At 36.4% G+C, this 13,465-nt stretch carries 13 protein-coding genes; 6 read left to right on the top strand and 7 right to left on the bottom strand.

Annotation, left to right across the window (positions count from 1 at the left end):
• Together ACSKT4_RS16900 and ACSKT4_RS16895 are read left to right on the top strand one after the other, a co-directional pair.
• The gene (locus ACSKT4_RS16900) at positions 1-1,335 is read left to right on the top strand and encodes a HAMP domain-containing histidine kinase (protein ID WP_186869671.1); all 1,335 of its coding nucleotides are present in this window, start codon (positions 1-3) and stop codon (positions 1,333-1,335) included.
• A gap of 97 nt (positions 1,336-1,432) precedes the next feature.
• On the top strand, positions 1,433-2,170 hold the full coding sequence (locus ACSKT4_RS16895; RefSeq protein ID WP_186869672.1) for a PepSY domain-containing protein: 738 nt from the start codon (positions 1,433-1,435) through the stop codon (positions 2,168-2,170).
• Between the two features lie 169 nt (positions 2,171-2,339).
• Here ACSKT4_RS16895 and ACSKT4_RS16890 read toward each other — a convergent pair whose 3' ends face one another.
• The 5 genes from ACSKT4_RS16890 to ACSKT4_RS16870 all read right to left on the bottom strand — a co-directional run bounded on the left by ACSKT4_RS16890 (position 2,340) and on the right by ACSKT4_RS16870 (position 7,583).
• A complete protein-coding gene (locus ACSKT4_RS16890; RefSeq protein ID WP_186869714.1) occupies positions 2,340-3,896 on the bottom strand; it encodes a bifunctional metallophosphatase/5'-nucleotidase in 1,557 nt (518 codons plus the stop codon).
• A gap of 217 nt (positions 3,897-4,113) precedes the next feature.
• On the bottom strand, positions 4,114-4,914 hold the full coding sequence (gene phnE / locus ACSKT4_RS16885) for a phosphonate ABC transporter, permease protein PhnE (protein ID WP_186869673.1): 801 nt from the start codon (positions 4,912-4,914) through the stop codon (positions 4,114-4,116).
• Positions 4,914-5,726, bottom strand: a complete 813-nt coding sequence (gene phnE / locus ACSKT4_RS16880; protein WP_186869674.1) for a phosphonate ABC transporter, permease protein PhnE — start codon at positions 5,724-5,726, stop codon at positions 4,914-4,916. Before phnE (ACSKT4_RS16880) ends, phnE (ACSKT4_RS16885) begins: the two co-directional genes overlap by 1 nt.
• On the bottom strand, positions 5,726-6,499 hold the full coding sequence (phnC, locus tag ACSKT4_RS16875; RefSeq protein WP_186869675.1) for a phosphonate ABC transporter ATP-binding protein: 774 nt from the start codon (positions 6,497-6,499) through the stop codon (positions 5,726-5,728). Before phnC ends, phnE (ACSKT4_RS16880) begins: the two co-directional genes overlap by 1 nt.
• A gap of 127 nt (positions 6,500-6,626) precedes the next feature.
• Positions 6,627-7,583 carry a phosphate/phosphite/phosphonate ABC transporter substrate-binding protein gene (locus ACSKT4_RS16870; RefSeq protein ID WP_186869676.1) on the bottom strand — a complete coding sequence of 319 codons (957 nt, stop codon included), beginning with the start codon at positions 7,581-7,583 and terminating at the stop codon, positions 6,627-6,629.
• A gap of 242 nt (positions 7,584-7,825) precedes the next feature.
• Here ACSKT4_RS16870 and ACSKT4_RS16865 point away from each other — a divergent pair, with 242 nt between their 5' ends.
• The 4 genes from ACSKT4_RS16865 (at position 7,826) to ACSKT4_RS16850 (ending at position 11,357) form a co-directional block, all read left to right on the top strand.
• A complete protein-coding gene (locus ACSKT4_RS16865; RefSeq protein ID WP_186869677.1) occupies positions 7,826-8,521 on the top strand; it encodes an ABC transporter ATP-binding protein in 696 nt (231 codons plus the stop codon).
• The gene (locus tag ACSKT4_RS16860) at positions 8,521-9,918 is read left to right on the top strand and encodes a hypothetical protein (RefSeq protein WP_186869678.1); all 1,398 of its coding nucleotides are present in this window, start codon (positions 8,521-8,523) and stop codon (positions 9,916-9,918) included. Before ACSKT4_RS16865 ends, ACSKT4_RS16860 begins: the two co-directional genes overlap by 1 nt.
• 225 nt (positions 9,919-10,143) lie before the next feature.
• Positions 10,144-10,521: a YppG family protein gene (locus ACSKT4_RS16855; protein ID WP_186869679.1), complete on the top strand. Its 378-nt coding sequence runs from the start codon at positions 10,144-10,146 to the stop codon at positions 10,519-10,521.
• Positions 10,522-10,643: 122 nt separating this feature from the next.
• A complete protein-coding gene (locus ACSKT4_RS16850; RefSeq protein ID WP_186869680.1) occupies positions 10,644-11,357 on the top strand; it encodes an alpha/beta hydrolase in 714 nt (237 codons plus the stop codon).
• 119 nt (positions 11,358-11,476) lie between these two features.
• On the opposite strand, the gene ACSKT4_RS16845 is transcribed toward ACSKT4_RS16850, so the two are convergent.
• Together ACSKT4_RS16845 and ACSKT4_RS16840 are read right to left on the bottom strand one after the other, a co-directional pair.
• Positions 11,477-12,331 carry a DegV family protein gene (locus tag ACSKT4_RS16845; RefSeq protein WP_186869681.1) on the bottom strand — a complete coding sequence of 285 codons (855 nt, stop codon included), beginning with the start codon at positions 12,329-12,331 and terminating at the stop codon, positions 11,477-11,479.
• Between the two features lie 78 nt (positions 12,332-12,409).
• The gene (locus ACSKT4_RS16840) at positions 12,410-13,318 is read right to left on the bottom strand and encodes a DMT family transporter (protein ID WP_186869682.1); all 909 of its coding nucleotides are present in this window, start codon (positions 13,316-13,318) and stop codon (positions 12,410-12,412) included.
• Positions 13,319-13,465 lie beyond the last annotated feature (147 nt).

Raw genomic sequence — 13,465 nt, 5'->3', positions numbered from 1 at the left:
ATGAAGCTACGAACCAAGATACAGTTGTTTACAAGTTTTTTTATGTTCCTGTTTATTTTAATGATAAACGCTTCGATTTACTATTTGTTTTACCAGAATTCTGTTGAAACGGAGCTAACCGAACTAACCGAACAAACAAATACTGTAATAGCAACGGTTAATGAAAATCCTGAAATACCACCTGGGGAGTTGATAAAGGCTTTTTTGCCAGCTGATGGAATCATACGAGTCTATCCGGAATCGGGGGATCCTCTCGTTCATTCGAAGTCAGCGGATTATTTTGACCTTCCAGGGGGATATGGTACATCAGAGGTACGGGAAGTGATTACCTTTGAAGGGAATCGATATGCTACGGTTTCTAAACCAATCATTTGGAATGACGGGGACATCGTTACTCTTCAAGTATACAAAGAGCTAGTTGCGTTAACTGCTAATATGAAAAATCTATTTTATGTGTTAACCATTGCTTCGATTATCATCATCATTCCCATCATTATTGCTGGGAATCTATTGGCTCGATTTTTGCTTCAACCCATTAAATCACTGATTAGTACGATGAAAGAAAATATGAAATATGGGAAGTGGAAAAAAATCGAGCTAACTAATCGTTCGAATGATGAGCTGTATGAAATGGAAAAAACGTTTAATGATATGATTGATTCTTTGAAGGACAACTATGAGATGCAGGAGATTTTCGTATCGGATGCCTCTCATGAATTAAAAACACCAATTTCTATTATCAAAAGCTATACACAATTACTAGAACGGCGGGGGAAGGATAATCCGGAGCTATGGAAGGAATCTCTAGACGCAATTGGATCGGAAGCTGACCGTATGCAAAAGCTCGTAGAACAATTACTGGCTTTAGCTAAAAACAAGGAAATTGAACATAGTGAAAACGTCAATATTACCGAATTAATGGAGAAGACGATTGAGGTATTTACGGGTGCCTATGATAGAAATATCGAGCTCCATGATAATGGAAAACCAATCCATATATTAGGTAATCAAGATCAATTGAGGCAAGTATTCTATATTCTAATCGATAATGCGCTGAAGTATAGTGACCATAATGTAGTAATTACTATGGCTCCACATGATAATCAAATTGATATATCTGTTAGAGATTTTGGCCAAGGAATACCAAAGGAAGAAAGAGAACGGATATTTGAACGATTTTATCGAATGGATAAAGCAAGGAGTCGGAACACTGGTGGAACAGGACTAGGTCTAGCTATCGCGAAATCAATTATCCATTCACATGGAGGAACCATTTCAGTAGATAGTCGTCCTGGAGAAGGATCAACGTTTCAAGTCATGCTTCCTTTAACGTAACGCACATTCTAATCTAATTCTAATCTTTCTCTTATGGTTATTTCATTCTCGATGTATATGATAAAGACATCAAGAGGAAATAAGGAGGAAATAAAAAATGAAAAAGAAAGTATTAATTACGGTTTCTAGTATTGCCATAGCTACTGTATTAGGTTTAGGGATATATCATTCCAATGCTGCGCAAGCCGATCCTAAATTATCGAAAGAAGAAATTGTGGAACTTGTAACAGCACAGTATCCTGGAACCATAACAGAAATTGAAATGGAAAAGGGCTTTAACAGTGTAGTCTATGAGGTTGAAGTAGAAAGCAATGGTAAGGAATATGAAATTAAATTAGATGGTAATACTGGTGAAGTACTGAAGATTAAACAAAGAGAACGTCATGCTAGTACAGAAGAATCAACAAATTTAACTATCTCTGAAAAACAGGATAAACCATCAAGCAATTCAACATCTGAATCCGAAAGTAAGAACGGAAAAATAAATGACTCAGACGACAACACGGCCACTAACTCAAAGGATAATCAAGATGACAATGTAGTAGAGGAATCAAAGAAAGATAACCAAGCAGATAATGGGAAAATAGAAAACAAAAAGGAAGGAAAAAAAGCAATAATTGATTATGAAACAGCCAAGAAAATTGCGCTTGCTGAGTTTGATGGAATCATTACAGAGTTAGAATTAGATGAAGATGATGGACGTCTTATTTATGAAATTGAAATAGAAAGTGTTAATGGAGAAGCAGAAATCGATATAGATGCTTATACAGGCGACATTATCTCCATCTCTATCGATACAGAAATAGGTGATGATGACGATAGAGATGATGATTAAAAAGGTCACTATAAAATTGAGACAGTCAACATGATAAGAAATAGATGCATCATGACACAGTGCACCATTCTAGCTCCAGAAATATACGTAGATCTAACTAGTCGGAAGGGTATGATTTCTGGAGCAGAGTAGTGCTAGTAGTTATTTTTTATATAACCTATTTTTCTTTTTAGGATATAACCGTAAAATTAGAATGGACTTCTGCTTTTACGGTTTTATGTTTTTCAAAATAGGCATGGATTAATTCTGCAGTATCTCGCTGAATTTCTTTGATAATCGGCTTATTCTTGAACATATCAAAGTTTCCACCACCGCTGGCACGATAGTTATTTAACACAACGTGATACTTTCCATCCATCTTTAAGGAGTTACCGTGATATGTTACATCTTCAATTCTGGAACCAACTGGCTTCGATACATTAATCGTATAGTTAATTCCTTCCCACATATCATAATTATAATGCTGTGGCTTTGGCTCAATATAGGAAGGGTTTACGACTATGCTACCAGCATTATCTAAAACAAAGTATTCCGCAGTTTTTTCTAGCGCTTGTATAATATCATTTCCGGTAAGCTCAAGTACCACCAGTGTATTAGGATACATATAATTGGAGACAATATCTCGCATCGTAACAACAGACTTGAATCCTTTAGACTCATTATTGAGAAGTGCGGTAACCGAGATATCGACACCACTAACATCCATTTGTACATTTTGAATAAATTGAATAAACGGATGTTTCGTTGTACGGGCCTTTAACGGATCTGTTATGGTCATATCTCCATCAATATAGCCGATAGGATAATCTAGCCAACTCTGAGTAGAAGATTCTATTTCTTTCAAGTAGTGCATTATTTCTTTATCAGCTTCGATTTCATTGACAGGCTTTATTTCGGCTTTTTTCTTCGTAATATTCCATTGGTCGTTCACATGCTCTAGCTCCACTTCTATTTCGCCATACATTTTTCCATTATTTCCTGGCTGTGCAATTAGCACACCATTTATCTCACCGGTTAGGATGCGATGCTGATGTCCTGTTAATAAAACATCAATTCCTTCAATTTCTTGGCACATGGCATACCCTTGATTCTCTCCAGTTAATGGCTCTGTCGGTTCACCGGTTTCAATATCTCTTTCAAAGCCACCGTGGTAGGACGCGATTAGTATATCTGGCTGTTCTTCTTCTCGAATCCGTGTTACCCAATGCTTTAAGGTTGTAAGAGCATCTTGGAATTGAATCCCTTCAATATGTGCTGGGGATTCCCAGTTTGGTATGTAATGTGTGGTTACCCCAACTATTGCTGCACGTATACCACTAGGTAAGGCTTTAACGATATACGGCTTTCCAAAGTAAGGTTCTCCATCTTGATTAACTAGGTTAGCCGAGAGCCAAGGGAAGTTAGAGCTGTTTATCGCATCGGTTAATATCTTTTTCCCGAAATTGAATTCATGGTTTCCAATTACACTAGCATCAATACCAATGCGATTCATAATCCCAACCATTGGATTTTCTTTATCGTGATGTTCTTTTACATAATGGGTCATAAGTGGTGTACCTTGGATTAAATCCCCATTATCTAGAACAATGACATTATCATGTTCTTGAACAATTTGTTTAACGATTGAGGTGTACTTTGCTAACCCTAAATTGTAAGCCTCGTTCGTACCATATAATAGGGGCATGGCATGACCATGAATATCACTTGTGTACATTATTTTGAGCATGGTTTTATTTGACACATTCTACATCCTTTCTTATAAAAACTAGTACTTGCTTGGCATTTAGGAATACCTTAGTATTTCTACCGAGAAAATAACCATCTAGTCTATCAACGAATAAAAGAAACGAAATTAAAGAGGATTTCTTCAATTTCGTTTCCTGATTAAATGAAAAGTAAGCACCGAACATTGGGTTAGTTCCCACGCGGTTTTTCTTCATTCCTTATACTATTTTACGTCTAATTCTAGCAGAAGCAAAATCAATAATGGTTACAACGATAATGATTCCTAGAAGAATCATACCCATTTCATTCCAGTTACGGTTACTTGATGCGAATACGATCATCGTACCGATACCACCCGCACCAACAATACCTAGAATGGATGATGCACGAATATCTACCTCAAAGCGGTAAATCGCATAAGATAGGAATTCAGGGATGATTTGTGGAATGACACCATAGAATAGAATCTGTATTTTGTTAGCTCCATTAGCTTCCATAGCTTGGACAACATCCATATCGATTGACTCAATAATTTCGGAGAACATTTTACCGAGCATACCGGTTGAGCCGATCGCAATGGCAAGTACCCCAGCAAAGGCATTTGGTCCAACTGCTACTACGAAAAGAATCGCTAAGATTAAATCCGGAAATGCACGAATAGCAGATAAAATCCATTTACCGATTACAGAAACAATTTTACCACCCATCATATTTTGCGCTGCTAAGAATGATAGTGGAACAGCAATGATTGCTGCCATTAAAGAACCTGCAAAGGCGATAAATACGGTTTCCAGCATGGCAGCTCCTACATCAGCAGCTGCTGCCCAGTCGGGGCTGAATAGTCTTGGAATAACACGATGGAAATTATTAATTGCCCTTTCGATCGCTCTTCCCCAATCAATATTAATAGTAGTGAATGTCCACACATATAAGGCTGCTACCAGAATTAAGATTGTAATGGTTCGAACCCGTTTAAAGGTAGATTTAGCAGGCTTTGGAGGTAATTGATAATTTTCCATTATAACAATGCCTCCCTTAACTTATTACTAATGTACTCAATGATCAATACCGTTGCGAATATAACTAGGATAATCGTCATGGCATTTGGGTAGTTATAGAACTTAATTTGCTGGTTTAATACTAGCCCGATACCACCAGCTCCAACCATTCCTAGTACAACAGATGCACGAATATTAATTTCGAATACATATAGTACTAGAGAAGTGAACTGTGGTGCTATTTGAGGTACTAATGAGTACCAGATAACTTGAAATACATTTCCCCCAGAAGCTCGCATTGCTTCTAATGGGTTCATATCAACTGACTCAATTGTCTCACTAATCAACTTCGCTAAGATACCTAAAGAGAAAACGGCAAGGGCTAAAATACCAGGGAATACACCAACGCCGAATAATCCTACAAATATTACTGCTAATACTAAATCAGGAATAGTACGTAATAAATTCAGTAACGTTCTCATGAAATAATATAATGGTTTAAATGTTGTAATGTTTTGTGCTGATAGAACCGCTAATGGTATGGTAATAATTGCTGAAATCGTAGTGGCGATAATTGCCATCTTAATGGTTTCTAGCATCGAACTCCAAATCGCTGATAATACGGCGAAATTTGGTGGGAAGAACTTTTCAATAACAACGTACATATTTCCTAGAGCGCCACTGAAGCCCCCTACCATATCTTCTTGCGTCTTGATCATACTAAAAATATAGATTCCTAGAATTACAAAAAAGATAATGGTTACTTGCATTTTAGTTTTCGCAGGGTAAAGAGGTACTGACTTTTGTGTTAATGTGCTATTTTCCTTAGTCACTATTCCTCTGCACCTCCACGCAAGTCATCCTCACGAATAGAACGGCCATAAATTTCTTCGAATGTTTTTTCGGTTACTTCTGAGGCTGGTCCGTCAAATACTACTTCTCCGGCGCGCATACCAATGATACGATCCGCATATTCCATTGCCATATCTATAAAGTGTAGGTTTACAATGGTTGTAATATTATCTTCTTTATTGATCTTTCTTAAGTACGTCATAACCTGATGAGAAGTAGGTGGATCCAGTGATGCTACTGGCTCATCCGCTAAAATGTATTTAGGCTTTTGTGTTAATACACGTGCAATACTTACACGCTGTTGTTGCCCACCACTTAGTTCATCTGCTCTGCTATAAATTTTTTCTGCAATATTAACACGTTTTAAGCTTTCATAAGCTAATGCTTTATCTTCTTTAGAATAAAGACTAAAGATGGATCGTAAGGTACCAGTGTGTCCTAAACGACCGGCTAGAACGTTCTTATAAACATTTGAACGCTTGACTAAGTTATAATTTTGGAAAATCATGCCGACTTTCGTGCGAAGTTTGCGAAGATTGTTACCTTTGAATTTTAAGATATCTTCATTATCTACTAGAAGGGATCCAGAAGTAGGGGTTACCAATCTATTAATACTACGAATAAATGTAGACTTTCCGGCACCTGACAATCCAACAATAACAACGAATTCGCCATCATTGATTTTTACATTAATGTTTTTTAAACCTTCCGTTCCATTAGGATAGACAAGGCCCACATTTTTAAATTCTATCATTATAATAAGTCCTCCATTAAAGGCTAAGTTTTTCATATATTGTAACATTTTTCTACAAAATGTAACATAACAAAGGGGAAGTCAACTAACCTTCCCCTTTGTTATGTTATTAAACTAGTTACTTCTATTAGAAACCAACAGAATCTTTGAATTTAGCGTAAGTATCTTTAACTACTTGATACTCTTCATCTTTCGCTTCATCGATAGCATCCCAGTTGTAAACATCGTTCATGATTTGAATCATATCTTCATCATCGTTAAAGGATAAGAAAGTATCTTTAATTTTTTGAACAAACTCTTTGTCTAGTTCTTTCGTTACAGAGATTGTGTCGTTAGGAATATCTTCTGTGTATGTTAAAACTTTTAATTTCTCCATGATATCTGGATATTCTTCTTCAAGTTCAGTACGTACATCGTCGAAAGTAGTAGCAACATCAGCATCACCTTCATAAACAAGGATTGCTGCGTTATCATGTCCACCAGCTTGTCTTGTACCATTAAAGAAATCAGTTTCCAACTCAGCAGTAGTCGCAATGTCAAACTCTTCCATTAATTGGTTTGCAGGGAATAAATAACCAGAAGTTGAACCTTGGTCAGCATATGCCCAAACTTTTCCTCTTAAATCTTCAAGGCTTTCAATACCAGAATCAGCACGTACTACGTATTGTGCTTTGTAAGTACCTGATCCATAACGGATAGATTTTAAGATTACTTCAACGTCATATTGCTCATTTGCAAGAACATATCCGAATGCAGGGATAAAACCAACATGTACTTGGTTAGCACCCATTGCTTCAACTAGTGCATTGTAGTCTGTCATAACTTGACTTTTAACTTCAATATCAAGCTCTTCACCTAAGCGGTTAGCTAAAGGTTCTACAGTATCTGCAATATTATCTGAATCCTGAGACGGTACGAAACCAATTACTAATGTATCAGGAACCATTCCTTCACTTGCTTCTTCTTTTTTTGAATCTCCTGATGTATTTTCGTCTGATGATTTTTTTTCATCACCAGAGCCTCCACATGCTGCAAGTACAAGTGCTAGTCCGAGAATAAGCACTAGACCATAAAGTTTCTTCATTGTGACCCTCCTAAAAAATATAAAGATTATTTTTTTCTTACTATTTTATTAAATAACAAAATACTAGAAAAAGCTAGGCTTTTTTTGTGTAATTTACACTATTTTTACACGTTTTTTACAAAAAACGACAAAAAACGATGTATAATATTCGGATTTTACCGTAATTAGTGTGGCATATTGTTGAAATTGAAACCTTTTTATTAAAATATCGTAATAGTAAAGGAAAGAGAGGATGATAGAAAATGAACGTGTTAGATGTCCATGAATTACATGTTGACGTGCTTTCTACTAGATTATTAAATAATGTTTCGTTTTCGATAGAGAAGGGGTCTGTTGTTGCATTGGTTGGGCATAATGGAGCAGGTAAATCTACCTTAATGAAGACGATAATGGGGATTCAGGAAAAATCAAATGGAGAAATAACGCTTGAGGAAACCTATAGTCAAGATAAACATTTTCTCGAATTTAAACGGAGAATAGCGTTTATTCCAGAAGAGCCATTATTAATGTCGGAGCTAACCGCTATGCAACATTTTCAATTGTACGGTAAGAGCTATGGTATTCAGGAAGAAGAGCTAATGAAACGAATAGAGCGATATATAGAAGGGTTTGAATTAACAGGGAAGTTGGATGAATACCCAGAGTCATTATCGAAAGGGATGCGACAAAAGGTACAAACGATTTGTGCCATGCTTCCCGATGTTCCCCTTCTATTAATTGATGAGCCTTTTATGGGACTTGATATATATGCGATAGATTACTTTGAAGAATTGTTAAAGGAAAAGATAGCGAATGGAACGGCTATACTTCTAACCACGCATCAATTGGAACGGGTTAAAGGACTTGCTAACCAATTTATCATGCTTCAGGAAGGGGAGTTATTACATAAAGGATTAATTGAAGAGTTTGAAACGATTAAGAGGAGAAGTGATGTGTAATGAATAATGCTTCTTCTTGGCAAGCATATTGGTTAATTAGACGAGGCAGGGCCCGCAAGAAGATGAAAGTATATAAGAAAATGATGGCGCTGTCCTTTGACTTAACAACAAGCCTCTATTCTTTAATTGTTGGTGGATACGTGTTTGCTAGCATTTTTATCTTTAATGATTTTTTAGCAGCTTATCAAGATCAGTTTCTATTCATTGAGGAACAGCTAACCGAAAGATTTTGGCTCATATTTTCTATTCTTCCATTACGCTATGTGTTTCAGTCCTTTCGTAATCCTGGCATTTTGATTACTAGTTCTGAGTATCAATTAGCTATGCTTCCATATGAAATGAAGCGAATTGTTCTCTTTACAGCACTTGAGAAGTGGGTAAAGCTACTATTGAAATACGCTATCGTTAGTGCTGCTATCATTTTAATTACCCCGATTAAACCAGAAATTATCGTTGTATATTTAGCTGTGTTTTGGTTGATTGAGTTGCTCATGACGATTCCACAATGGAAGCTTTTTCAAGTGAGGTTTATACCTAGGTTCATCCTTTTCGTTGTACTTATATTGGTTAACTTTTTAGGAACGGTAACCCAAGTAAATATGATTATTAGTTTTATTGTGTTCACTATCGTTGTGCTCAGTAATTTTCTACTATTTAAACGAATGTTCACCAATATCAATTGGGGAAGAGTGACAGAGGTAAATGATTTCTTAGTCTGGAATATGCCTGCCGTTTCAAAAGCTACGAAAGTGAAATTTAAACGGCAAAGAAAGCACAATTTATTTTTGAATAGAGCATCTAGAAAGAAGCCATTTGTTTATACAGACTCTGCTATCTATAGAAGGCTATGGTTACAGCATTTTAGAGGGAATATAGAATATATCGTACAAGTTATTGGTGGCTTAGTATTGGCCATTACAGTTTTATCCTTCTTTAATGAGTTTCTAGGCATGATTTTAATCGCTTTAAGTATCCATATCTATACTGCCTTTTGTGCAAGTTTGTTTGTCGATCGGTTTCACTCAGGTATTGTGCAAGTATTGCCTTGGAATATCGAAAGCTACCGTAGGACGATGAGGCGTTGGGCAATAATTGGTTTTATTCCAGTTCTGATTCCTATTACAATCATTGCGGTTATCCTGTATTCTTGGTGGTCGATTACCTTCTTACTGTTGGTAATTAGCTTATATATGATTCATTACATGAGCAAGATGGACAATGCATTTGAAAGTCTTAACAAAAGGTTAGTGCAATTTTCCATCAAAGGTGTGATCGCTTTTGGTAGCTTAGGAATTATTATCGCCTGCCATACTAATCCGCATTATTCCGCTGTATCAATAGTGATTTTACTATATGGTTTTATACAGCTAAAATTTCGTAAGAGCAAGACATCATGAAAAGCTTACCACTTTAGAAATATGAATAGATTCTTGCGGGGGGAGTAGTCACCGTGAGAGGAATGTGATGACTCTAGTCTGCTTGTAAAGCATTACTAGCAGACTAGAGATATAAGAGTTGTTCCAATAATGATAATTTCCTCCAACACAATAAGCTAATAACACACAAAACATTAGCTATCTGCATAAATTATAGAAAAAGGCTAAGGAAAGGGTGTGTTATTTATGCGACAATTTGGTTACCCTCCATACCAACAACCGGTAAATCCGCCTAATTACTACCATCATCAGCCAACCCAACAACCTTTCCAATCGACTCCATATCAACAGCACTATGTAAACCTATATGAACAGTATCAATCACCATTTGAACAATTTGCCAAACCAAAGCAACCACAGGACTGGTATGCTAATTTGGACCAATCCCAAGGAGCTAATCAACAAGCCCAGCAACAAAATGCAACAACGACGCCATTCCAAAATCAAGGTGGGCAAGTGAATTTAGATAAGGTGTTAACTACTGTGAGCCAAATTGCAAACACATATCATCAAGTATCGCCAATTCTCAAACAATTTGGCGACTTTATGAAAACTTTCCGTTAATGAAATGCGATTATTTACAAGGCGGGAATAGAGAGCTAACTGAATTAATTTCGCTTAATTAGGGCAAAAGAAAAGTACACGTAAGCTCTTTAATACGTTTTTCATAAAGGAGAATAAATCACATGATAGCTTGTTTAATTATTCATGGCTTTACTGGTGGGCCCCATGAACTGGAGCCATTAACAGATTATTTACAAGAACATACAGATTGGCATATCTCAGTTCCGACTTTACCTGGACATGGGAAAAAGTTAGCTCTTGAAAATGTAAATTATAAGAGTTGGATTGATTCTGCAGAAGCTTCCTTAAATCATTTAAAGGAAAAATATGATGAGATTTATCTTATTGGCTTTTCAATGGGGGGAATGATAGCCGCGTATTTAGCAGCTAAATATAAAGTTGAAAAGCTAGTATTGTTAGCTACTGCAGGAAAGTACTTATCGTTGAAGCGTATTAGTGTTGACATCGGGGATGTCATTAAAGATGGCATTACTGGAAAACTTGGGCAAAATAAGCTATATCGTCATTACAAAAGGAAGTTAGGCAGTGTCCCGTTAAAGGCTAATATTGAGTTTTTAAAGCTGGTTAAGTTGACGAGAAAATATCTTAAAAATGTGGAGTCACCAGTTTTGATTGCACAGGGACAGATGGATAGCTTAGTACCGTATAAGACTGCATATTATTTAGATAAGGAAATTCCTGCGAAATGGAAGGAAGTTGTGTTTTTTGAGCGGTCTAGACATTTAATCTGTTTAGGCAATGATAAGGATGCTCTGAATCGGATAGTATTTGAGTTTTTGGAACGGCCGGTTGAACGTAGTGAAGTTTTAATATAGCTAAGCGTAAAGGATTATGATTAGATCTTCTGACAAGGATAATGGCGATCTCAAATTAAAAGAAGAGATTGAGACTTTTCATTTTGTCTCAATCTCTTTATTGAATCGTAGTTGTTAATTTAATCCCTAAAGAAAGTAATAACTAAAGCTCCTTCTCCGCCATAGGTAGAGATTAATGGACCCATTTCTGTTAAATATGTTTCCTTAAATTGATATTTCGTTTTTATATCATGTAATACGGACTTGGCACGTTCAGCTGCGTTGTAATGGGTCATGACTAATATTTTATCTTCAAATGTCTTCGCATATTCCCCAATTTGATCGACAAAACGACGGATGGACTTTTTGTCACCTCGTACCTTTTCGGCGACCTCAATCGTTCCTTCATCACTAGCCTTCATCAACAGCTTAATATTAAGTGTTTTTGCTAACGTTCCTTTCACCTTATCAATTCGGCCTCCTAGGACCAAGTTTTCTAATGTTTTTAATACGAATAGGGTTGCCGTCTGCTTAACTTTACTGTTCAGGTGAAGAACTAGCTCCTCCAGTGAATAATTCTCTTGTATCTTCTGATATGCCTCGAAAAGGAGCAATGCTTGCCCCGCAGAGGCTGTACGAGCGTTTATGACTTCGATTTTTCTATCAGGTTCTTCTTCTAATAGTAATTGCTTCCCGGCTACAGCGTTTTCATAAGTACTACTTAAACCACTCGATAAACTAATCATTAAAATCGGCTTAGCAGGATCAATCTCTTTATATCCTTCATAAAAATCATTAGGACTAGGTGCTGCTGAACGGGGAAGTTCTTTTGTTTCTTCAATTTTTTTAAAGAAGCTAGGGAGATCAAGTTCTACACCGCTTTTATATTGCGTATCCTTAAAGTTTAAATATAATGAAATCACTTTAATATCGGCAAGGTCCATAAGCTCCTTCGGAATATCTGCACCGCCATCAGTCATTAATTGAATTGACATTGAATCACCTTATTTCTTTGGTTTTAACGTATATTGCTATTATTATATCGTTTATTTACTTGTAAACCTAGTGATATCTTATTGAACTTTTTTATGAATGGTAACACTTGATTTTCTATTAGTACTCAGGATGAATAAGAATAATCCGAAGATGACAATCGTTCCACCGAGCCATTGTGACCAGGTAATTTTTTCCCCTAAAATAAAATAGGCTAAGACAGATGCTCCAATTGGTTCAAACACAATTGCCATGCTAATGGTAGAAGTACTTAACCATTTTAATGCCCAATTAAATAGTGTATGTCCAAAGAAGGTTGGAAAAATGGCTAATGCTAAGAAAATTAGCCAATAATTAGTTGAATATCCGGTGAATGGATTTTGCAACAGAACATTATAGATAATTAATGTAATGGAGCTAACACTATAGACAACAAACGTATAGGTCATTAAGGATAATCTTCTTCTGGCATTTTGCCCTAATAGGAAATAGGCCGTAATCGCAATTGCGCCAATGAAGGCCAAAATATCCCCGAATAACGCCATTCCACTAATCTGGAAGTCTCCCCAGCTTATAATGACACTACCGAGAAGGGCGATAATCATACTAATAATTGCCCCTGATGTGAAACGTTCTTTAAAGAACAGATATGTTCCTAGAAAAGCGAATATCGGTTGAAGTGTTACAAGTACTACGGAGCTTGCAACCGATGTATAATTTAAAGATTCAAACCAGAGAATAAAATGAAATGCTAAGAAGATCCCAGCAAGGGTAGATAATAGCCAATCTTTTCTCGTAATTAACTTAAATTCATGGCGATACTTCAGGAACATAATCGGAGCCATTAGTATGACGGCGATTAATAAACGGTAATTGGCAATGATTGCTGCTGGAGCATTGCTGGCTAGTTTAACCAGTACTGCTGATGTGGAAACAGATAACACACCAATTACAACAGCTATGTATGGATTGAATGGAGGAACTCTCATTCTCTTGCCTCCTAAAGAATTAATTCTGTGATATTTTACTTCAACTTAATTTCTTATTTTATCATGCCCCAATGGAAAAATCATTTGCAACTAGCTCTTACCATTATTCGTATGTTATCATAGACTAACGGTTAATTTGCCACGGTG

Source organism: Ornithinibacillus liuyingii, assembly GCF_055550225.1.
This window is presented reverse-complemented; position numbering and strand designations above follow the sequence as displayed.